Here is a 20,851-nt window from a genome sequence, read left to right as displayed (position 1 = left end):
CACGGCCGTCCGGAGCGGACCGTCACTGACTGCTACGGTTCGTACGAAGTACGACATATACGGCCAGTCGTACACGAGTCGTCCACGCGTCGTGCGCCAGCCGCACGACAAGGCATCCGGCTAGACAGAGGTGGCGCACGTGTCAGGGACCAGCTCGGGAATCGTGGCGGGCCTCACCGCGGCGGCCGTCGGTGCGGTCGGCCTCCTCGCCTACCAGGCCTCCGCCACCGTTCCGCCCGGCCTCGGCGGCCGGGCGGCGGCGAGCGCCGCGCCCGGGGCGACGGCGTCCAGGGCGCCCCGGGACCGGCGCCATCCGGAGGCCCTTCCGAACAACTCCGGCACGGGTGAACGGGTGGTGTACTCGGTGGACGACGACCGGGTCTGGCTCGTCGACGAGCAGGGCCGCCTGGAGCGCACCTTCAAGGTGAACCCGGGGACGATCGACCCCGTCCCCGGTGTCTACTGGGTGACGTCCCGCTCGAAGGCCGTCACGGGCACGGACGGGCTGCCCATCGAACACGTGGTCCGCTTCGCGACGACGAAGGACGGCTCGGCGATCGGCTTCAGCGCCGCCACCGGCGGCGGCTCCACGGAGACCCCCGACCCGACGGTGAAGACGGGCGGCATCCGCGAGACCCGCGCGGACGGCGAGGCGATGTGGCGGTTCGCGACGATCGGCGTGAAGGTGATGGTGATCCGCTGACCGCCGGGGCCCTGGGGCGTGCTGCGAAAGTCCCGTCCTCCGCCCGGAGGGCGGGCCGCGCGGCGTCCGGTGCGTGCTCTGGGGGTCCCCCCGGCCGGAGGCTGGGGGAGCGTGCATGGCGTCGCGCGGCAGACGGGACTTTCGCAGCACACCTAGGCCGCCCGGCGCGCCCGCGCGCCCGGCTGCGACGTCGGCCGCGCCGCCGGCTGCGGGACCGGCCCGGGTGCCGGCTCCGGACGTCCGGGCGGCCTGGACACCGCGTCGGCGGCCGCGCAGGACGCCAGCAGCTCGCGCATGCAGACGTCGGCGGCCGTGACCGGTCGCCGCTCCTCGGACTGGGACACGGACACTGGCGCCTCCTGACGTACGGGGGCGGACGTGGTTAGGTAGACCTAACTACGGACTGGATACCATGTGACCACGCCCGATGTGCCCGGCGCAACATTTTCCCGACGCCTTGTCGGAACGTTCACACGGTCCTCAGGCGGACAGCGCACCCAGCTCCACCGCGGCCCACCGCTCCCCGAGACCCGTCAGGGTGACGTGCCGCACCTCGTCCGTGGTGTCACCGACGGCCCGGTGGATGCCCACGACGAGCCGGTCCTCGGTCAGCTCCTCGACCTTGCCCTCGCCCCACTCCACGACGATCACGGACTCGGGCAGCGAGACGTCGAGGTCGAGGTCCTCCATCTCGTCGAGCCCGCCGCCGAGGCGGTACGCGTCGACGTGGACGAGCGGCGGCCCGTCCCCGAGGGAGGGGTGGACGCGGGCGATGACGAACGTCGGCGAGGTGACGGCCCCGCGCACCCCGAGCCCCTCGCCCAGGCCGCGCGTCAGCGTCGTCTTGCCGGCGCCGAGCTCCCCGCTGAGCATCACGAGGTCACCGGCGCGCAGCAGCTTGGCCAGTCGGCGGCCCAGCTCCCGCATCTGCTCGGGGGAGGTGATGATCAGCTCGGTCTCAGCCAGGTCGTGCCGTGCTGCTGGTGCTTCCATAGCCACTTACCGTAGCCCCTGCCGGCACGGCGCCCGCGCGCGTGAGGAGGTCGGCGAGCCGGTCGGTGACCACTTCCGGGTGTTCCAGCATGACCAGGTGACCGGCGTCCGGGACGAGCACCAGTTCGGCGTCGGGCAGCAGGTCGGCGATGACCTCGCTGTGCTCGCTGGGCGTGACCAGGTCCTGCACCCCGGCCAGCACCAGCACCGGCAGTTTCTGGAAGTGGGCGAGCGCGGCGGTCTTGTCGTGGTCGGTGAAGGCCGGGTAGAACTCGGCGACCACGTCGATCGGAGTGGACTCGATCATCCGTTCGGCGAACCGCTCGACGGCCGGGTCGATGTCCCGGCCCGCGAACGAGTACCGCTTGATGATCCCGGCGAACAGGTCGGCGGTGATCTGCCGTCCCTTCTCCACCAGCGCGGCCTGGGTGCCCAGCGCCTTCAGCACTCCGGGCAGCACCCGGCGCACCGCGTTGACGCCGGCGACCGGCAGCCCGAAGTTGACCTCGCCGAGCCGCCCGGACGAGGTGCCGACGAAGGCGGTGGCGACGACCCGCTCCCGGATCAGCTCCGGGTACTGCGCGGCCAGCGCCATCACGGTCATGCCGCCCATGGAGTGACCGACCAGCACGATCGGCCCCTCGGGGACGGCCGCGTCGAGGACGGCCTTGAGGTCCCGGCCCAGCTGGTCGATGGTGACCGCCGCGCCGTCCTCGTGCTGGGCGACACCCCGGCCGGAGCGGCCGTGGCTGCGCTGGTCCCAGTGCACGGTGCGGACGACGCCGCGCAGGGCCGCGCGCTGGAAGTGCCAGGAGTCCTGGTTGAGGCAGTAGCCGTGGCTGAAGACGACGGTGACGGGTGCGGGCGCCTTGCGGCCGAAGAGCCGGCGGCGGCGCGGGGAGACGGCGGTGCCGGTGTCGGGTTCGGTCTCGTCGACCTCGTAGTACAGCTCGGTGCCGTCGTCGGCGGAGGCCTTGCCCGGTGTGCCGCGCAGGGTGCCGTAGGGTCCTGCGGAGTCCAGGGCCAGCCGGGCCTTGCGGCGCATCGCGCGGCCCACCGTCATCCGTTCCAGGGCGACCCCGGCCGCCGCCCCGGCGGCGAGTACGCCTATGGCGGCCCCGGCGATACCGGTCACCTTGCGCCAGCTGGCGTCCACCCCCGTGGCGGAGACGACGGCCGCCGCGGCGTCCGCTACGGCCTCCGCACTGCTCTCGCTCACGTACCGCTCCTCTTCGCCGTACTGCAGTTCGCCGGTTCGGCGGTTCGGGTGATTCCGACGACATGACTCATGCTGCTACAGGTGTAACCGGGTTGCGGCGCCGCCGAACCATGGAGAAGGTCAGTCGCCGTCCCTTGGTTCCTGCCCATTCGGTTCCTCGTTCACGTAGACGCGAGGAACCCGGGTTCCGATGCGGGTGACGATCTCGTAGGCGATGGTGCCGGCGGCCTGGGCCCAGTCCTCGGCGGTGGGCTCGCCGCGGTCGCCCGGCCCGAACAGCACGGCCTCGGAACCGGTTTCGGGCTCGTCGCCGCCGAGGTCGACGACGAACTGGTCCATGGCGACGCGTCCGGCGACCGTCCGCCACTTGCCGCCGATCAGCACGGGTCCGCTGCCGGAGGCGTGCCGCGGGACGCCGTCCGCGTACCCGACGGGGACCAGCCCGAGGGTGGTCTCGCCGGGCGTGACGTAATGGTGTCCGTAGCTGACGCCGTGTCCGCCCGGGACGTGCTTCACCAGGGCGAGGGAGGCGGCCAGGGTCATCACCGGGCGCAGGCCGAAGTCGGCCGCGCTGCCCAGCTCGGGGCTGGGCGACAGGCCGTAGAGCGCGATGCCGGTGCGGACGAGGTCGAAGTGGGACTCGGGGAGGGTGAGGGTGGCCGGCGAGTTGGCGATGTGCCGCACCTCGGGGCGCACGCCCTGCTCCTCGGCGTACGCGAGCAGTTCACGGAAGAGGGTGAGCTGGGCGGCGATGGAGGGATGGCCGGGCTCGTCGGCGCAGGCGAAGTGCGACCACAGTCCCGTGATCCGGACCCGGCCCGCCGCCTCGGCCCGCAGCGCCTCGCCGACCAGCTCGGGCCAGTCGGCGGGCTGGCAGCCGTTGCGCCCGAGCCCGGTGTCCGCCTTGAGCTGCACGCGCGCGGGGCGGCCGGCCAGCCGCGCCGCCTCGACGACCTCGCGCAGCGCCCACAGGCCGCTCACCGACACGTCCAGGTCCGCCTCGACGGCCTCGCGCCAGGGCCCGCCCGGGGTCCACAGCCAGCACATGATCCGCACGTCCGCCGGCAGATCCGCGTCGGCGCGCAGTGCCAGGGCCTCCTCCGGAGTGGCCGTACCCAGCCAGGCCGCGCCCGCCTCGACGGCGGCGCGGGCACACTGGACGGCGCCGTGGCCGTACGCGTCGGACTTCACCACGGCCATCAGGGCGGCGCCCGGCGCGAGGGCGCGCAGGGTCCGCACGTTGGCCCGCAGGGCGGCCAGGTCGATCTGGGCGCGGGCGCGCAGGGGCGCGGTCGGCGCAGTCGGTGCAGTCGGTGTGTCACTCATCGCGCCCCCAGTGTCTCAGAGGCCCCGGCCGGCCCCCCGGCGCAGGCCCTGGTACGAGGTCCGGACAGCTCAGGTACCCGTCCGGTGCCCCCACACGTACACCTTGTCCCCCTTTTTCAGCACGCCCCACAGCTTCTTGGCGTCGCCGAGCTTCAGGTTCACGCACCCCCAGGAGCCGACGGTGGTGTAGATGGAGCCGTACACGGCATGGAAGGCCTGCCCGCCGTCGAAGAACTGGGCATACGGCATGGGCGAGTTGTACAGCGTCGACCAGTGGTTCTTGTGCCGCCAGTACACGGTGTGCCACCCGGCCCTGGTCGCGTAGCCCTTGCGTCCGCTGCGCATCTGCACCGGCCCGTAGATCACCTTGCCGCCCTTCTGCACCCAGGTGACCTGCCGGTTGAGATCGACGCAGGCGACCCGGTACGACCGCACGGGGCAGTTCTTCGCGGCGTTCGGGTTCTTCCTCGCCGACAGCAGCATCATCTGGTACCAGGTCACCGGTCCCGCGAACCCGATCGCCGGCTTGATCCCGTACCGCTTCTGGAACGTCCGGATGGCCTTGCAGTCGGCCGCGGACTGCCTGCCGTCCGCCTTGAGCCCCAGCCACTGCTCGATCTGCCTCTGGTACGGGCCGGTGAGCTTGGAGCAGCTCACCTTGGCGACGGCGTCGCTGAGCGGCACGTACTCGACGAGGTCGTACGTCCCCGGCGCCGCCGCCTTCGGCTCGACGGCGTCCTCCTGGGCACCGGGCGTGTACACCTTCGGCGGCAGCACCTGGTCGGGGGTGTCGACTGTCCAGGGCCGGCCGGGGCCGGGCGCGACCCCCGGCACCAGGTCCGACTCGGGAACGACGGCCGGCGGCTTGGGGGCACCGGTGCCGGCGGCGGCGCTCCCGGCCCCGAGACAGAGCACGGCCAGGGCGACGACGAGGACTCCGGCACTCCCCCGCCGTTTACGCATGATTCGTCCACTAATCATGCGATCAGACAACCCCGCCCCCCTGGCGATTCCGGGAAGCCGCGCGGCGAGGTCACCCGGGGGATGCAGACGCGGCCGGGAAGGGCGCGCGATCGGGTCGCCCCGAACCGTCCGCCCCCCTCACCCCCTCGGGAAAACACCCCGCCACGCCGACGGCAGCTCCGCGGCGACCTCGTGCGCGACCACCGGCGCCCCCCGCGCGGCGAACCTCCCCGCGAGCCCGTGCAGATACGCCGCCACACTCCCCGCGTCCCGCCCGTCCAACCCCGCCGCGAGCAACGACCCCCCGAGCCCCGACAGCACATCCCCGCTCCCGGCGGTGGCCAGCCACGGCGTCCCCGTCGCGTTGACCCGGACCGCTCCTCCCCCGGCCGCCGCGACCAACGTCGTCGACCCCTTCAGCAGCACCGTCGCCCGGTACGCCGCCGCCAGCTCCCGCACCGCCGCGAGCCGGCCGGCCTCGACCTCCTCCCGCCGTACCCCCAGCAGAGCGGCCGCCTCCCCGGCGTGCGGCGTCATCAGCGTGGGTGCCGTACGACCGCGCACCGTGTCGCGGTCGGCGAGCCGCAGCCCGTCCGCGTCGAGCAGCACCGGCACCTCCTCCTCCAGCACCTCGGCGACCATCCGGGCGTCGTCACCGGCGCCCGGCCCGACCACCCACGCCTGCACCCGCCCGGCCTTGCGCGGCCCCCCGTCCGACACCAGCGTCTCGGGAAAGCGCGCCAGCACCTCGTCCTTGGCTGGCCCGGCGTACCGTACGGCCCCGGCGCCGCCCCGCAGCGCACCCGCGACGGCGAGCACGGCCGCGCCCGGATAGCGCGCCGACCCGGCGGCGATGCCGACCACTCCCCGCCGGTACTTGTCGCTCTCCGCCGACGGCGCCGGCAGCAGCCGCGCCACGTCGACGTCCTGCAACGCCTCCAGCTCGGCCTCCTCGGGCAGTTCGAGCCCGATGTCGACCAGTCGTACCGAACCGGCGTACGCCCGCGCGGGATCGACCAGCAGCCCCGGCTTGTGCGTCCCGAAGGTGACCGTGAGGTCGGCCCGTACGGCCGCCCCGCGCACCTCACCGCTGTCCGCCTCGACCCCGCTCGGCAGGTCCACGGCGACCACGGCGGCCCGCGAGCGCTCCACCACGGCCACCAGCGCGGCCGCGTCCGGGCGCAGCCCGCCCTTCCCGCCGATGCCCACGATCCCGTCGACGACGAGATCGGCCCGCAGGATCGCCGCGTCGGCACTCCCGGGGTCCACCACCCTGCCGCCGGCCCGGCGCAGCGCCGCCAGCCCGTCCGCGTGCGCCCGCTCCGGCGTGAGCGGCACGGCCGTGACGCCCGCGCCCCTGCGGGCCAGCCGCGCCCCCGCGTACAGCGCGTCCCCGCCGTTGTCCCCGCTGCCGACCAGCAGCACCACCCGGCTGCCGTACACCCGTCCGAGCAACTCGGCGCAGGCGGCGGCCAGCCCGGCGGCGGCCCGCTGCATCAGCGCCCCTTCCGGCAGCCGCGCCATCAACTCCCGCTCGGCCGCCCGTACCGTCTCCACGCTGTAAGCAGTCCGCATGCCCCGAGTCTCTCCCGTAACCCGCGGACCACGCATCCGCCGCCGCTGCCGGGGCTCACTGCGGGGGCACCACCCGGGGCACCCCCCAGGGGCCGGGTCACCCCTCGGCGATCACCACCGCCGAGGCCACCCCGGCATCGTGACTGAGCGACACATGCCACGACCGGACGCCGAGTTCCGCCGCGCAGGCGGCCACGCTGCCCCGTACCCGCAGCCGTGGCCGCCCGCTGTCCTCGACGACCACCTCCACGTCCGTCCAGAGCAGCCCCGGCGGCGCACCCAGCGCCTTGGCCAGGGCCTCCTTCGCCGCGAACCGCGCCGCGAGCGAGGCGGCGCCGCGCCGCTCCCCGCTCGCCAGATACAACTCCCGCTCCACGAACAACCGCCCGGCCAGCCCGGGAGTACGCTCCAGCGACTCCCGGAACCGGTCGATCTCGGCGACGTCGATCCCGACCCCGATGATGCTCATGTCGGGCAGCCTACGGTCACTCCACGGTCACGGACTTCGCCAGGTTGCGCGGCTGGTCCACCTCGTTGCCGCGGGCGGTGGCCAGCTCGCAGGCGAAGACCTGGAGCGGGACCGTGGCCACCAGCGGCTGGAGGAGGGTCGGGGTGGCCGGGATGCTGACCAGGTGGTCGGCGTACGGCACGACCGCCTCGTCGCCCTCCTCCGCGATCACGATGGTCCGCGCACCGCGCGCCCTGATCTCCTGGATGTTGGACACGATCTTGTCGTGCAGCACCGAACGGCCGCGCGGCGAGGGCACGACCACGACCACCGGCAGATCCTCCTCGATCAGCGCGATCGGCCCGTGCTTCAACTCGCCCGCCGCGAAGCCCTCGGCGTGCATGTACGCCAGTTCCTTGAGCTTCAGGGCGCCTTCCAGGGCGACCGGGTAGCCGACGTGCCGGCCGAGGAACAGCACCGTCTTCTTGTCCGCCAGCGACCGCGCCAGCGCCCGTACCGGCTCCATGGTCTCCAGGACCCGTTCGACCTCGCCGGAGATCTGCGAGAGGTCCCGGATCACGGCGCCGATCTCGTCGCCCCACTTGGTGCCCCGCACCTGGCCGAGGTAGAGGGCGACCAGGTAGCAGGCGACCAACTGGGTGAGGAACGCCTTGGTCGAGGCGACCGCGACCTCCGGGCCGGCGTGGGTGTACAGCACCGCGTCCGACTCACGGGGGATCGTCGAGCCGTTGGTGTTGCAGATGGCGAGCACCTTCGAGCCCTGTTCCCGCGCGTGCCGCAGCGCCATCAGGGTGTCCATGGTCTCGCCGGACTGCGAGATGGCGATGACCAGCGAACGCGAGTCCAGGATCGGGTCCCGGTAGCGGAACTCGCTGGCCAGCTCAACCTCGCACGGGATGCGGGTCCAGTGCTCGATGGCGTACTTGGCGATCAGCCCGGCGTGGAAGGCCGTACCGCAGGCGACGATGACCACCTTGTCGACCTCGCGCAGCTCCGCCGCGCCGATCCGGACCTCGTCGAGGGTCAGCGAGCCGTTCGTGTCGATGCGGCCCAGGAGGGTGTCGGCGACCGCCTTGGGCTGCTCGGCGATCTCCTTGAGCATGAAGTAGTCGTAGCCCCCCTTCTCCGCCGCCGACGCGTCCCAGTCGACGTGGTACGCACGGACGTCCGCCGGGGCGCCGTCGAAGCCCGTCACCGTCACGCCGTCCCGGCGCAGCTCCACCACCTGGTCCTGGCCCAGCTCGATCGCCGACCGCGTGTGGGCGATGAACGCGGCGACGTCCGAGGCGAGGAACGCCTCGCCCTCCCCCACGCCCACCACCAGGGGGGAGTTCCGGCGGGCGCCCACGACCACGTCCGGCTCGTCGGCGTGCACCGCGACCAGGGTGAACGCGCCCTCCAGACGGCGGCACACCAGCCGCATCGCCTCCGCGAGATCGGCGGTGGCGGAGAACTCCTCGGCGAGCAGGTGCGCCACGACCTCGGTGTCCGTCTCGGACGCCAGGTCGTGCCCGCGCTCCGCCAACTCGGCGCGCAGCGCGGCGAAGTTCTCGATGATCCCGTTGTGGACGACGGCGACCCGGCCGGCGTTGTCGAGGTGCGGATGCGCGTTGGCGTCCGTCGGGCCGCCGTGCGTGGCCCAGCGGGTGTGCCCGACGCCGGTGGACCCGGTCGGCAACGGCCGCTCCGTCAGCTCCTTCTCCAGGTTCACCAGCTTCCCGGCCTTCTTCGCCGAGGCCAGCCCGCCGTCCGCCAGCACGGCGACACCGGCCGAGTCGTACCCGCGGTACTCCAGCCGCTTCAGCCCGGCCACCACGACATCGAGCGCCGACTGCGCCCCCACGTATCCCACGATTCCGCACATGAGCGGCAGCCTAAGTGCCGCCCCCGCCCCGAACACGGCTCAGCGTGCCCGAAATCGGAAATGACGTCGCGGGTCGGATCCGGTCATGGCACTCTCGAAGCGATGACGAAGCTCGTGTCCTTGCCCCGCGGCGCGTCGGAGGAGGGTCTCGACTGGTTCGCCACGTCGGCCCTCTTCGAGGACGCGGCCGCCTTCATCCTCCGGCACGTGACGGACGACCAGGCGAAGCGTGTGGTCGTGGCGGGTGTCGCCTCGGGCTACGTGTTCGTCGGGTCGCTTCCCGAGCCCGACCGGACGAACGTCCTCACCGCGTTGCGCGACACGTTCGCCCACCACGTCGATTCCGAGATCTATCCACCGCGGGTCACGGCCAGGATGGACAACCCGGACGTCTTCGTCACGCGCGCCAAGTCCCTCGCACGCCTGGCAGCCGAGAGCCTCGCCTCCCTCGGTCCCGGCCGCAGCCCCACGTGACGGACCCCACCCGCCGTCCCGTTCAGACTCCGTTAACAATGGAATGTGATCTCTCCGGTCTCCCCGATGCCCCGGAGCGCCCACCGGCACAGGCCGGAGGCGACTCCCTACGTCGACCTCACCCGCGCCGAGTGGAGCGCGCTGCGTGACAAGACGCCCTTGCCGCTGACCGCCGACGAGGTCGAGAAGCTGCGCGGACTCGGTGACGTCATCGACCTCGACGAGGTGCGGGACGTCTACCTGCCGCTGTCCCGGCTGCTCAATCTGTACGTCGGCGCCACGGACGGCCTGCGGGGCGCCCTGAACACCTTCCTCGGCGAACAGGGTTCGCAGTCCGGCACCCCCTTCGTGATAGGCGTGGCCGGTTCGGTCGCCGTCGGGAAGTCCACCGTCGCCCGGCTCCTGCAGGCCCTGCTCTCCCGCTGGCCCGAGCACCCGCGCGTCGAGCTGGTGACGACGGACGGCTTCCTGCTCCCGACCAGGGAGCTGGAGGCGCGCGGCCTGATGTCGCGCAAGGGCTTCCCCGAGTCGTACGACCGCCGGGCCCTGACCCGCTTCGTCGCCGACATCAAGGCCGGCAAGGACGAGGTCACCGCCCCCGTCTACTCCCACCTCATCTACGACATCGTCCCGGACCGCAGGCTCACCGTCCGGCGCCCGGACATCCTGATCGTCGAGGGCCTGAACGTCCTGCAGCCCGCGCTGCCCGGCAGCGACGGCCGCACCCGGGTCGGCCTCGCGGACTACTTCGACTTCAGCGTGTACGTCGATGCCGGCGAGGAGGACATCGAGCGCTGGTACCTCAACCGGTTCCAGAAGCTCCGGCAGACCGCCTTCCAGAACCCCGACTCGTACTTCCGCAAGTACACCCAGGTCTCCGAGGAGGAGGCCCTGGACTACGCCCGCGGCCTGTGGCGCACCATCAACAGGCCGAACCTGGTGGAGAACATCGCCCCCACCCGCGGCCGCGCCACCCTGGTCGTGCGCAAGGGCCCGGACCACAAGGTGCAGCGCCTGAGGCTGCGCAAGCTGTGACCTCCGGGCCTGTTAGAAAGGCGCCATGCTGCATCTGCGCCTGATCACCCCGGCCGACCGCACCGACGACGTGGTCCGGCTGATCGAGACCACCGTCGGCACGACCCACCTCGTGGTCCTGCCGGGAGCCGCCCGCAACCCCGCGGGGGACGTCGTGATGTGCGACGTGGCCCGGGAGGCGGGCGACGAACTCATCGGCGCGCTCAGGGCGTCGGGACTGGACGAGACCGGCTCGATCGCCGTGGAGGACATCGATCTGACGCTGTCCCGCCGGGCCGACGAAGCCGAGGCCGAGGCGCCGGGCGAGGGCGCGGACGCGGTGCTGTGGGAAGGGCTGACGGAGGCGACCCACGAGGAGTCGACGCTGTCGGTCACCTACGTCGCGTTCATCACGCTGGCCACGATGATCGCGGCCTGCGGTGTCGTTCTGGACAACGCGATCCTGATCGTGGGGGCGATGGCGGTGGGCCCGGAGTTCGGCCCGCTGGCCGGCATCTGCACGGCGGCCGTGCGACGCCGCCCCCGCCTGGCCCTGCGTTCCGTGATCGCGCTGCTCGTCGGCTTCGCGGTGGCGATGCTGGTGACGGTCGGCTTCACCTACTTCATGGACGGCGCAGGCCTGTTCACCAAGGTGCAGTTGGAGGCCGAACGCCCGAACACCAACTTCATCTACCGTCCGGACGCGTTCTCGTTCGTCGTCGCGGTCCTGGCCGGCATCGCCGGCATACTCTCCCTGACCTCGGCGAAGTCGGGCGCCCTGGTGGGCGTGGCCATCTCGGTGACGACCGTCCCGGCGGCGGCGAACGCGGCGGTGGCCTTCTCGTACAGCGAGTACCGGCAGGCATGGGGTTCGACCGAGCAGCTGCTCCTGAACCTGCTGGGCATCGTCCTCGCGGGCACGGCGACCCTCGTCGCCCAGAAGTACTTCTGGAAACTCCACCGCCAGGAAACCTAGGGGCGCTGGGGGTCCCCCGGCCGAAGGCTGGGGGAGGAACTGCGCGACAAGCCACGACGAACCCGCAGCCCGCAGCCCACGCTCCCCGGCACCCCGACCCCAGAAAGACGAACTACCCCAGCGCCGACTTCACGGCGTCGGCCAGCCGTCCCGCCACCGACCGCGCCTGCTCGATGTCGGCCGCCTCGACCATCACCCGCACCAGCGGCTCGGTCCCGGAGGGGCGGAGCAGCACGCGCCCCGTCTCCCCCAGCTCCCGCTCCGCCTCGGCCACGGCCGCCGCCAGGTCCCCCGAGGTCCCCACGCGCGACCGGTCGACGTCCGGCACGTTGATCAGTACCTGGGGCAGCCGCTCCATCACCCCGGCCAGCTCCCGCAGGGACTTCCCGGTCTCGGCGACCCGCGCCGCCAGCAGCAGCCCGGTCAGCGTGCCGTCACCGGTCGTCGCGTGGTCGAGGATGATGACGTGCCCGGACTGCTCGCCGCCGAGGGCGTACCCGTGCTCCTTCATCTCCTCCAGGACGTACCGGTCGCCGACCGCGGTCTGCACGAGGTGCAGCCCCGCCCGCTCCAGCGCCAGCTTGAACCCGAGGTTGGACATGACGGTGGCGACGACGGTGTCGGCGCGCAGCGCGTCCCGCTCCCGCATCGCGAGCGCGAGCACGGCCATGATCTGGTCGCCGTCGACCTCCTCGCCGGTGTGGTCCACGGCCAGGCACCGGTCCGCGTCGCCGTCGTGGGCGATGCCGAAGTCGGCGCCGTGCTCGACGACCGCGGCCTTCAGCGGTCCGAGGTGGGTCGAGCCGCAGCCGTCGTTGATGTTGAGACCGTCCGGCTCGGCTCCGATGGTGACGACCTCGGCACCGGCCCGGCGGAACGCCTCCGGCGAGACCCCCGCGGCCGCGCCGTGCGCTTCGTCGAGAACGATCTTCAGACCGTCCAACCGGTTGGGGAGGACGGCGAGCAGGTGGCCGACGTACTGCTCGGAACCCGCGTCGTACGACCGCACCCGGCCGACGCCCGCACCGGTCGGCCGCTCCCAGGGCTCGCCGTGCCGGTGGGACTCGTACACCGCCTCGATGCGGTCCTCCAGCTCGTCGTCGAGCTTGTGGCCGCCGCGGGCGAGGAACTTGATGCCGTTGTCCGGCATGGCGTTGTGGCTGGCGGAGAGCATGACACCGAGGTCGGCGCCGAGCGCGCCGGTCAGGAAGGCCACGGCCGGGGTCGGCAGGACGCCCACGCTCAGGACGTCGACGCCGGCGCTCGCGAGGCCGGCGACCACGGCCGCCTCAAGGAACTCCCCGGACGCGCGCGGGTCCCGTCCGACGACCGCCTTCGGCCGGTGGCCCTCGAACGTCCCCGCCTCGGCCAGCACGTGCGCCGCCGCGACCGACAGGCCGAGCGCCATCTCGGCGGTCAGGTCCGCGTTGGCGACACCGCGCACGCCGTCCGTGCCGAAGAGTCGTCCCACTTGTCCTCCTGAGGAAGCGTCCGTGCTGCCAGAAAATGATGACAGGCGCTTAGTCATGCGATCACACCAGCCGTTGAGCGTCTTGTGTCGTTATACGCCCTTGCCTGGGATAAACGAACGCCCCGGCGGCACATGTGGCGTGCCGCCGGGGCGTTCGGAGTACGTGCAGGCAGCTGGTGATTAGCGCTTGCTGTACTGCGGGGCCTTGCGGGCCTTCTTGAGACCGGCCTTCTTGCGCTCGACCGCACGGTCGTCGCGCCTGAGGAAGCCGGCCTTCTTGAGCGGGCCGCGGTTGTTGTCGACGTCCGCCTCGTTCAGCGCGCGGGCGACACCGAGACGGAGCGCACCGGCCTGACCGGAGACACCGCCACCGGCGATGCGGGCGACGACGTCGTAACGGCCTTCGAGCTCCAGCACCTTGAAGGGCTCGTTGACTTCCTGCTGGTGCACCTTGTTCGGGAAGTAGTCCTCGAGGGTGCGACCGTTGATCTTCCACTTGCCGGTGCCCGGGATGATCCGGACGCGGGCGATGGCGTTCTTGCGACGGCCCAGGCCGGCGGCCGGCTGCGGGTCGCCGAAGCGGGACGCGAGGGACTCGGAGGTGTACTCGCCCTCGACGGGGACGTCCGACTCCGTGGTGTAGCTGTCGATGTCAAGCTCTTCGAGCGGCTGCTCGGCAGTGGTCTCGGCCACGATTCTCCTCAGATTCTCTTCAGTCTTAGGGGGTGGCCGGACTTACTGCGCGACCTGGGTGATCTCGAACGGCACCGGCTGCTGCGCAGCGTGCGGGTGCACGTCACCCTTGTAGACCTTCAGCTTCGAGAGCATCTGACGGCCCAGCGTGTTCTTGGGGAGCATGCCCTTGACGGCCTTCTCGATGGCCTTCTCGGGGTTCTTGTCGAGCAGCTCGTCGTAGCGGACGGAGCGCAGACCACCCGGGTAGCCGGAGTGGCGGTACGCCATCTTCTGGGTCCGCTTGTTGCCGGACAGGTGCACCTTGTCGGCGTTGATGATGATGACGAAGTCACCGGTGTCGACGTGGGGCGCGTAGATCGGCTTGTGCTTGCCGCGGAGAAGGGACGCGGCGGTGGTGGCGAGACGGCCCAGGACGACGTCCCGAGCGTCAATGACGTGCCACTGGCGAGTCACATCGCCGGGCTTGGGGCTGTACGTACGCACTTCGCAGCCTTCTTCTTCAGTGGATGGGTGCTGACACATGGCATCACTGAAGCGATCGTGCAGCTGGGGACGACAATGCCGGGGACGCTGCCCGTATGCCGCCCACTGGTAACTGCTCCAGGGAACCTAGGTAGAGGCCGCTCCCGTGAGAATGAGCGAGCCAATACACAACGAGGAGTCAGCCTACCGGGACGCCCCCGGACGGGTCAAAACGAGCCCTCGGCGACACTCCCCGGACATCGGAGGCCCCCGGCGGTACCGGGATGCTCCCCCGTGCCCCAAAGGTCCACTATCACCGTTCGTACTGTCGCACCGGCACCCCGCTTCCCCCGTCTAAGATGCGCCCCATGAGTTATGGGCAGGGGGGACCCCAGTCCCAGTGGGATCCCTGGAAACCGCAGTCTCAGCAACCGTGGAGCAGCGGCAACGACCAGACCCCGGACTGGGCGGCGCTGGCCGAGGCCTCGGAAACGCGGAACAAGCGGCGCAGAGTGCTGTTCATCGGCGGTGGCGTGGTCGCCACGCTGGCGATCGGCACCGCCGTCGCGATGGCCGTGGTGTCCGCGAACGGCGACGACAAGGCCTCCGGCACGCCCACCAACCTGCCCGCGAGCGCCTCGCTGCCCAGCGAGTCCGCGGACTCGGTGCCGTCCTTCGCGCCGACCAGCGCGCCCCCGCCGCTGGACCCGCAGGACTTCATATCCAGCGTGCAGAAGGACACCGCACCGCTCAGCGCCGAGACCCTCTTCCCGGGCACCCAGCTGACCATGGGCGAGACGGTCTACAAGAAGGGCGCGACGGCCGACACCAAGAACTGCGCCTCGGTCGCCAAGGGCACCCTGGTCAACGTTCTCACCAAGAACAACTGCACCCGGCTGCTGCGCGTCACCTACAGCAAGGACGGCGTTGCGGTCACGGTCGGCGTGGCCGTCTTCAACACCGAGGCGCAAGCCGGCAAGGCCAAGAGCGAGGCCGACAAGAAGGGCTTCGTCAGCTCCCTCGCGGGCGCCGGCGTGCCGGCCTTCTGCAACTCCGGGGTCTGCCGTACGACGGTGAACTCCTACGGCCGCTACGCCTACTTCACCACCACCGGCTTCACCAGCGGCAAGGACGTCACCACCAAGGACACCAAGGTCTTCCGGACCGGTGACGACCTGGCGGAGTTCACCTTCCGCCAGATCCGCCGCCGCGGCGAGGCCCAGGCCTCAGCAGCGGCGAACCGGTGACCACGCGCCCCTAGCAGCACCCGGCGGACGGCAGCGAGCGCTTGTTGCGCGCCTCCTTGTTGCGCGCCGCGAGGAGCTCGTCCGCCGGGTAGCCGACCTCCTCGAGGGTCAGGCCGTGCGGGCGTACGACGTGCACGGCCGAGTCCCTGACTCCGGCGGCCAGCACCTTGCCCGGCCACTCCGGGCCCCGGTGCCCGTCCCCCACGAACAGCAGCGCGCCGATCAGGGACCGCACCATGTTGTGGCAGAAGGCGTCCGCCCGCACGGTCGCCGTGACGATCCCGTCGGACCCCCGCTCCAGGCTCAGCTCCTGGAGGGTCCTGATGGTCGTCGCCCCCTCCCGCCGCTTGCAGTACGCCGCGAAGTCGTGCTCCCCCAGCAGCCGCGCGGCCGCCTCGTTCATGGCCGCCACGTCGAGCGGCCAGTCGTGCCACAGCACGTGGTTGCGCAGCAGCGGATCGACACCGCCGGGATTGTCGGTCACCCGGTACGCGTAGCGGCGCCAGACGGCCGAGAAACGGGCGTTGAAGCCCTCCGGGGCCGCCGCGAGCGACCACACCCGGACATCCTTCGGGAGCCGCCCGGCCAGCCGCTTCAGCAGCTTCTCGCCCTGCTCCTCCCACAGCCCGGCCGGCAGGTCGACGTGCGCCACCTGTCCGCGCGCGTGCACCCCGGCATCGGTCCGCCCGGCGACGGTCAGCTCGTACGTCGTCTCGTGCGACCGCGTGACGACGCGCAGCGCCTCCTCGATCTCCCCCTGCACGGTCCGCCGACCACCGGCCTGCTTGGCCCAGCCGTGAAAGCCGGTCCCGTCGTAGGACAGGTCAAGACGGATACGCACGTGGCCGGGCTGAACTTCGTCACTCACGGAAGAATCCTCTCAAGCACAGGAAAGTGGGCCCGCCCCTCGAAAGGAACGGGCCCACTGACGCGCCCCCTCAGGGGGGCGGGGAACTGCGCGACCAGCCACGACGGGCCGGCAGCCAAAGGACGGCCTTACGCCTCCTTCGACTCCTCGCCCTCGGCCGGCGCCGCGTCCTCGGCGACCTCGTCGGCCTTGGTCTCCTCGACCTTGGCCTCCTCGGCCTCCTTGACCGCACGCTTGGTGGCGGCCTCGGCCTCGCCGGTCGCCTGCTGCGCGACCGTCAGCGCCTCGACCAGCTCGATGACAGCCATGGGCGCGTTGTCGCCACGGCGGTTACCGATCTTGGTGATGCGGGTGTAACCACCCGGACGGTTCTCGTAGCGGGGGCCGATCTCGGTGAAGAGCGTGTGCACGATGCTCTTGTCCGTGATGACCTGGAGCACCTGACGGCGGTTGTGAAGGTCGCCCTTCTTCGCCTTGGTGACCAGACGCTCGGCGTACGGGCGCAGGCGGCGGGCCTTCGCCTCGGTGGTGGTGATGCGGCCGTGCTCGAAGAGCGACTTCGCGAGGTTCGCGAGGAGCAGCTTCTCGTGCGCGGCGCTGCCGCCCAGACGGGCACCCTTGGTGGGCTTCGGCATGGTTCTTCTCCTGTGTGTCTGCCCCGGCCGTGTCAGGTACCGGGGTCAGGAACCCGGTGAGCGGATGCCCACCGGCAACGACCGGTCAGGTACTGATCAGTACTGCTCGGTCTCCACGAAACCCGCGTCCGCGTCGTCGTCGGCGCCGAAGGCGTCGGCAGCGGCCGTGGGGTCGAATCCGGGCGGGCTGTCCTTCAGGGCCAGGCCCATGCCGGCCAGCTTCGCCTTGACCTCGTCGATGGACTTCGCACCGAAGTTGCGGATGTCCAGGAGGTCGGCCTCGGAGCGCGCGACGAGCTCACCCACGGAGTGGATGCCCTCACGCTTGAGGCAGTTGTACGAGCGGACCGTGAGCTCCAGCTCCTCGATCGGCAGCGCCAGGTCGGCGGCGAGGGCGGCGTCCGTGGGGGACGGGCCCATGTCGATGCCCTCGGCGTCGATATTAAGCTCGCGCGCCAGACCGAACAGCTCGACCAGGGTCTTGCCGGCGGAGGCCATGGCGTCACGCGGACGCATCGCCTGCTTGGTCTCGACGTCGACGATCAGCTTGTCGAAGTCGGTGCGCTGCTCGACACGGGTCGCCTCGACCTTGTACGTGACCTTCAGCACCGGCGAGTAGATCGAGTCGACCGGGATACGGCCGATCTCCTGGCCCACCTGCTTGTTCTGCACGGCGGAGACGTACCCGCGGCCACGCTCGACCGTCAGCTCCATCTCCAGCTTGCCCTTGCCGTTGAGCGTGGCGAGGACCAGGTCGGGGTTGTGCACCTCGACACCGGCCGGCGGCGCGATGTCGGCGGCGGTGACCAGACCCGGACCCTGCTTGCGCAGGTACATCACGACCGGCTCGTCGTGCTCCGAGGAGACGACCAGCTGCTTGATGTTGAGGATCAGGTCGGTGACGTCCTCCTTGACGCCCGGCACGGTGGTGAACTCGTGCAGGACGCCGTCGATGCGGATGCTGGTGACAGCGGCACCGGGGATCGACGACAGGAGGGTACGGCGCAGGGAGTTGCCGAGGGTGTAGCCGAAGCCCGGCTCCAGCGGCTCGATCACGAACCGGGAGCGGAACTCGTCGACGACCTCTTCGGTCAACGAGGGACGCTGAGCGATCAGCATGTGTGGATCAGATCCTTCTTTCGTGGACGCCCGCTATTTGACGCCCGACGGAACCGCGCCGGTGAAGGACGCGGGTACTGCAAGGGTACGGGCGGCACGACCCTTACGGTGCCGTACCGCCCGAGCAGCCCTGCGAAGCGACGTCAGACGCGGCGGCGCTTCGGCGGACGGCAGCCGTTGTGCGGGGTCGGGGTGACGTCCTGGATGGAGCCGACCTCGAGGCCCGTGGCCTGCAGGGAGCGGATCGCGGTCTCACGACCGGAACCCGGGCCCTTCACGAACACGTCGACCTTGCGCATGCCGTGCTCCTGAGCGCGGCGGGCAGCCGACTCGGCGGCCATCTGCGCGGCGAACGGCGTGGACTTCCGGGAGCCCTTGAAGCCGACGTGGCCGGCGGAGGCCCAGGAGATCACGTTGCCCGACGGGTCCGTGATGGAGACGATCGTGTTGTTGAACGTGCTCTTGATGTGCGCGTGGCCGTGAGCGACGTTCTTCTTTTCCTTGCGGCGCACCTTCTTGGCAGCGCCCTGACGACCCTTGGGGGGCATCTACAAACTCCTACGGGGAGGTGGTCGGTCCTACAGCGAAGACCGCTGATGAAGCGTTGTCCGCTGAGGACTACTTCTTGCCCGGCTTCTTCTTGCCGGCGATGGCGCGACGCGGACCCTTGCGGGTGCGGGCGTTGGTGCTGGTGCGCTGACCGCGGACGGGCAGGCCGCGACGGTGACGCAGACCCTGGTAGCAGCCGATCTCGACCTTGCGGCGGATGTCGGCCTGGATCTCGCGACGGAGGTCACCCTCGGTCTTGATGTTGTTGTCGACGTACTCACGAATCGCGACGAGCTGCTCTTCGGTGAGGTCCCGGACACGGGTGTTCGGGTCGATGCCGGTCTCGGCCAGCGTCTGCTGGGAGAGTGTCCGGCCGATGCCGAACACGTAGGTGAGGGCGACCTCCACGCGCTTTTCGCGCGGGATGTCAACACCGGAAACGCGTGCCATTCAATGGCTCCTGGTGATCTTCGGAGGTCTTCCGCAGAACCGGCTCCCAGCCGCCGTACCAGGTACGAACTGGGTCCCCGGCCTCCGAACCGGGGGTGTCAGGCACCTTCGGCGCCTGGGTCCTGCGTATGAACAAATTCAGCTTGCGTCGCGCGAATCTCTGCGGGTGCAGAGGGATCGGTCGTGCGTCAGCCCTGGCGCTGCTTGTGGCGCGGGTTCTCGCAGATGACCATGACCCGACCGTGACGGCGGATCACCCTGCACTTGTCGCAGATCTTCTTGACGCTCGGCTTGACCTTCATGGTGAGGTTCTCCGGGTCAGTGCCACCACCCCGCAAGGATCCGGGGTGCGGGCAAGATCTACTTGTAGCGGTAGACGATCCGGCCACGCGTCAGGTCGTACGGAGACAGCTCCACCACGACCCGGTCGTCAGGGAGGATGCGGATGTAGTGCATGCGCATCTTGCCGCTGATGTGTGCCAGGACCTGGTGGCCGTTCTGGAGCTCGACCTTGAACATGGCGTTCGGAAGAGACTCGACGACAGTGCCCTCGATCTCGATGGCACCTTGCTTCTTGGCCACGCTTCGCCCTTCGAATCGACTACCTTGATCGACTCCCGCACTGTCCCTTACGGGCGCATGCGGACATGCGGGTGCACGAGAGCCGACGAGTCAGTCTACGTCAGCGCACCCGGAAAGACGAATCGAGAAAGCCTGCCCCACCCGGCAGATCATTAAGCACGCGCAAGTGAAGCGCCCCATAGGGGCGCTGGGGGTCCCCCCGGCCGAAGGCTGGGGGAGGAACTGCGCGACCAGCCCCCACCGGGGCCGCGGCTTCGCACCGTGCTCAGCCCAGCGGATCCGGCGCAGCCGCGATCCCCAGCTCGGCCAGCTTGGCCTTACCGCCGTCGGGAGCCGTCAGCACCAAGGGACCCTCTTCGGTCAGCGCAACACTGTGCTCCCAGTGCGACGACCACGTACCGTCCGTGGTGATCACGGTCCAGTCGTCCGACAGGACCTCCGTCCGCGGCGTCCCCAGCGACACCATCGGCTCGATGGCCAGGCAGAACCCGGGCACCAGCTTCGGCCCCTTGCCCCGCCGCCGGTCCACGTAGTTCAGCAGGTGCGGGTCCATGTGCATCTCGGTGCCGATGCCGTGACCGCCGTAGTCCTCGATGATCCCGTACTTGCCGCCGCCCGGCTTCGGCTGCCGGCGGATGTACGTCTCGATCGCCCGCGACACGTCCACCAGGCGGTTGCCCTGCTTCATCGCCGCGATGCCGGCCCACATCGACTCCTCGGTCACCCGGGAGAGCTCGATCAGCTCCGGAGCGTGCCCGGAGCCCACGAACGCGGTGTACGCGGCGTCGCCGTGCCAGCCGTCGACGATCGCACCGCAGTCGATGGAGATGATGTCGCCGTCCTTGAGGACGACGTCCTCCGAGGGGATGCCGTGGACGACCACGTCGTTGACGGACGTGCAGATGGTGGCGGGGAAGCCGCCGTACCCGAGGAAGTTCGACTTGGCGCCGTGCTCGGCGAGGACCTTGCGGGCCACCTCGTCCAGGTCCCGCGTGCTGGCGCCGGGGAGGGCCGCCTCGCGGGTGGCCGCGTGGATGGCGGCGACGACCAGGCCCGCCGCCCGCATCTTGGCGATCTGCTCGGGGCTCTTGATCTGCACCATGGGTGGCCTGCGCTCTCCGTCACTCACGTCAACGTCAACCGGATATGTACACAACAGTACGGCCGCGGCACCCGAGGGGGCACCGCGGCCGGAA

General features: G+C 70.8%; 24 protein-coding genes. 5 read left to right on the top strand and 19 right to left on the bottom strand.

The genetic code is table 11. From position 1 onward, the window contains the following. Positions 1 to 139 precede the first annotated feature (139 nt). Positions 140 to 703: a hypothetical protein gene (locus ACZ3KP_RS24080; RefSeq protein ID WP_467501663.1), complete on the top strand. Its 564-nt coding sequence runs from the start codon at positions 140 to 142 to the stop codon at positions 701 to 703. Between the two features lie 152 nt (positions 704 to 855). Here the strand turns inward: ACZ3KP_RS24080 and ACZ3KP_RS24075 are convergent, their stop codons facing one another. The 8 genes from ACZ3KP_RS24075 to glmS all read right to left on the bottom strand — a co-directional run bounded on the left by ACZ3KP_RS24075 (position 856) and on the right by glmS (position 9,112). After that, a complete protein-coding gene (locus ACZ3KP_RS24075) occupies positions 856 to 1,053 on the bottom strand; it encodes a hypothetical protein (RefSeq protein WP_467501662.1) in 198 nt (65 codons plus the stop codon). A gap of 130 nt (positions 1,054 to 1,183) precedes the next feature. Further along, positions 1,184 to 1,696 (bottom strand): tRNA (adenosine(37)-N6)-threonylcarbamoyltransferase complex ATPase subunit type 1 TsaE, encoded by a 513-nt coding sequence (gene tsaE, locus ACZ3KP_RS24070; protein ID WP_467501661.1) that lies wholly within the window; start codon positions 1,694 to 1,696, stop codon positions 1,184 to 1,186. Next, positions 1,662 to 2,915 carry an alpha/beta fold hydrolase gene (locus ACZ3KP_RS24065; protein WP_467501660.1) on the bottom strand — a complete coding sequence of 418 codons (1,254 nt, stop codon included), beginning with the start codon at positions 2,913 to 2,915 and terminating at the stop codon, positions 1,662 to 1,664. Before ACZ3KP_RS24065 ends, tsaE begins: the two co-directional genes overlap by 35 nt. Positions 2,916 to 3,035: 120 nt before the next feature. Beyond that, positions 3,036 to 4,241, bottom strand: coding sequence for an alanine racemase (alr, locus tag ACZ3KP_RS24060; RefSeq protein WP_467501659.1), 1,206 nt, complete (start codon positions 4,239 to 4,241; stop codon positions 3,036 to 3,038). Positions 4,242 to 4,310: 69 nt separating this feature from the next. Further along, positions 4,311 to 5,204 (bottom strand): L,D-transpeptidase family protein, encoded by an 894-nt coding sequence (locus tag ACZ3KP_RS24055; protein ID WP_467501658.1) that lies wholly within the window; start codon positions 5,202 to 5,204, stop codon positions 4,311 to 4,313. A 138-nt stretch (positions 5,205 to 5,342) separates the two neighbouring features. After that, positions 5,343 to 6,779: an NAD(P)H-hydrate dehydratase gene (locus tag ACZ3KP_RS24050; protein ID WP_467501657.1), complete on the bottom strand. Its 1,437-nt coding sequence runs from the start codon at positions 6,777 to 6,779 to the stop codon at positions 5,343 to 5,345. Positions 6,780 to 6,876: 97 nt separating this feature from the next. After that, positions 6,877 to 7,248 (bottom strand): holo-ACP synthase, encoded by a 372-nt coding sequence (locus ACZ3KP_RS24045; RefSeq protein WP_132893058.1) that lies wholly within the window; start codon positions 7,246 to 7,248, stop codon positions 6,877 to 6,879. A 16-nt stretch (positions 7,249 to 7,264) separates the two neighbouring features. Then, positions 7,265 to 9,112, bottom strand: coding sequence for a glutamine--fructose-6-phosphate transaminase (isomerizing) (glmS, locus tag ACZ3KP_RS24040; RefSeq protein WP_467501656.1), 1,848 nt, complete (start codon positions 9,110 to 9,112; stop codon positions 7,265 to 7,267). A 102-nt stretch (positions 9,113 to 9,214) separates the two neighbouring features. Here glmS and ACZ3KP_RS24035 point away from each other — a divergent pair, with 102 nt between their 5' ends. The 3 genes from ACZ3KP_RS24035 (at position 9,215) to ACZ3KP_RS24025 (ending at position 11,576) form a co-directional block, all read left to right on the top strand. Beyond that, positions 9,215 to 9,586 (top strand): hypothetical protein, encoded by a 372-nt coding sequence (locus ACZ3KP_RS24035; RefSeq protein ID WP_467501655.1) that lies wholly within the window; start codon positions 9,215 to 9,217, stop codon positions 9,584 to 9,586. 66 nt (positions 9,587 to 9,652) lie between these two features. Then, a complete protein-coding gene (gene coaA / locus ACZ3KP_RS24030) occupies positions 9,653 to 10,621 on the top strand; it encodes a type I pantothenate kinase (protein ID WP_358981758.1) in 969 nt (322 codons plus the stop codon). 25 nt (positions 10,622 to 10,646) lie between these two features. After that, the gene (locus ACZ3KP_RS24025) at positions 10,647 to 11,576 is read left to right on the top strand and encodes a DUF389 domain-containing protein (protein WP_467501654.1); all 930 of its coding nucleotides are present in this window, start codon (positions 10,647 to 10,649) and stop codon (positions 11,574 to 11,576) included. A 112-nt stretch (positions 11,577 to 11,688) separates the two neighbouring features. Here the strand turns inward: ACZ3KP_RS24025 and glmM are convergent, their stop codons facing one another. The 3 genes from glmM to rplM all read right to left on the bottom strand — a co-directional run bounded on the left by glmM (position 11,689) and on the right by rplM (position 14,226). Continuing rightward, on the bottom strand, positions 11,689 to 13,047 hold the full coding sequence (glmM, locus tag ACZ3KP_RS24020; protein WP_467501653.1) for a phosphoglucosamine mutase: 1,359 nt from the start codon (positions 13,045 to 13,047) through the stop codon (positions 11,689 to 11,691). Between the two features lie 180 nt (positions 13,048 to 13,227). Continuing rightward, the gene (gene rpsI / locus ACZ3KP_RS24015; RefSeq protein ID WP_132893070.1) at positions 13,228 to 13,740 is read right to left on the bottom strand and encodes a 30S ribosomal protein S9; all 513 of its coding nucleotides are present in this window, start codon (positions 13,738 to 13,740) and stop codon (positions 13,228 to 13,230) included. Between the two features lie 42 nt (positions 13,741 to 13,782). Beyond that, complete coding sequence (gene rplM, locus ACZ3KP_RS24010; protein WP_132893072.1) at positions 13,783 to 14,226, bottom strand: 50S ribosomal protein L13; 444 nt, start codon at positions 14,224 to 14,226, stop codon at positions 13,783 to 13,785. A 347-nt stretch (positions 14,227 to 14,573) separates the two neighbouring features. On the opposite strand from rplM, the gene ACZ3KP_RS24005 reads away from it, so the two are divergent. Continuing rightward, the gene (locus ACZ3KP_RS24005; protein WP_132893074.1) at positions 14,574 to 15,452 is read left to right on the top strand and encodes a hypothetical protein; all 879 of its coding nucleotides are present in this window, start codon (positions 14,574 to 14,576) and stop codon (positions 15,450 to 15,452) included. A gap of 10 nt (positions 15,453 to 15,462) precedes the next feature. Here ACZ3KP_RS24005 and truA read toward each other — a convergent pair whose 3' ends face one another. The 8 genes from truA to map all read right to left on the bottom strand — a co-directional run bounded on the left by truA (position 15,463) and on the right by map (position 20,757). Continuing rightward, positions 15,463 to 16,320: a tRNA pseudouridine(38-40) synthase TruA gene (truA, locus tag ACZ3KP_RS24000; protein WP_467501652.1), complete on the bottom strand. Its 858-nt coding sequence runs from the start codon at positions 16,318 to 16,320 to the stop codon at positions 15,463 to 15,465. A 128-nt stretch (positions 16,321 to 16,448) separates the two neighbouring features. Then, positions 16,449 to 16,955: a 50S ribosomal protein L17 gene (gene rplQ, locus ACZ3KP_RS23995; protein ID WP_467501651.1), complete on the bottom strand. Its 507-nt coding sequence runs from the start codon at positions 16,953 to 16,955 to the stop codon at positions 16,449 to 16,451. Positions 16,956 to 17,051: 96 nt separating this feature from the next. After that, on the bottom strand, positions 17,052 to 18,074 hold the full coding sequence (locus ACZ3KP_RS23990) for a DNA-directed RNA polymerase subunit alpha (protein WP_003966937.1): 1,023 nt from the start codon (positions 18,072 to 18,074) through the stop codon (positions 17,052 to 17,054). A gap of 143 nt (positions 18,075 to 18,217) precedes the next feature. Further along, complete coding sequence (rpsK, locus tag ACZ3KP_RS23985; protein ID WP_003956432.1) at positions 18,218 to 18,622, bottom strand: 30S ribosomal protein S11; 405 nt, start codon at positions 18,620 to 18,622, stop codon at positions 18,218 to 18,220. 70 nt (positions 18,623 to 18,692) lie between these two features. Then, positions 18,693 to 19,073: a 30S ribosomal protein S13 gene (rpsM, locus tag ACZ3KP_RS23980; protein ID WP_031167100.1), complete on the bottom strand. Its 381-nt coding sequence runs from the start codon at positions 19,071 to 19,073 to the stop codon at positions 18,693 to 18,695. 188 nt (positions 19,074 to 19,261) lie between these two features. Further along, positions 19,262 to 19,375: a 50S ribosomal protein L36 gene (gene rpmJ / locus ACZ3KP_RS23975; protein WP_003998809.1), complete on the bottom strand. Its 114-nt coding sequence runs from the start codon at positions 19,373 to 19,375 to the stop codon at positions 19,262 to 19,264. Between the two features lie 58 nt (positions 19,376 to 19,433). Next, complete coding sequence (gene infA / locus ACZ3KP_RS23970; protein WP_003948620.1) at positions 19,434 to 19,655, bottom strand: translation initiation factor IF-1; 222 nt, start codon at positions 19,653 to 19,655, stop codon at positions 19,434 to 19,436. A 265-nt stretch (positions 19,656 to 19,920) separates the two neighbouring features. Further along, the gene (map, locus tag ACZ3KP_RS23965) at positions 19,921 to 20,757 is read right to left on the bottom strand and encodes a type I methionyl aminopeptidase (RefSeq protein WP_467501650.1); all 837 of its coding nucleotides are present in this window, start codon (positions 20,755 to 20,757) and stop codon (positions 19,921 to 19,923) included. Between the last annotated feature and the right edge of the window lie 94 nt (positions 20,758 to 20,851).

The organism is Streptomyces sp. NPDC020958 (assembly GCF_055562175.1).
Note: the sequence above shows the minus strand (reverse complement) of the source record. Positions and strands in the feature narration are given on the sequence as shown.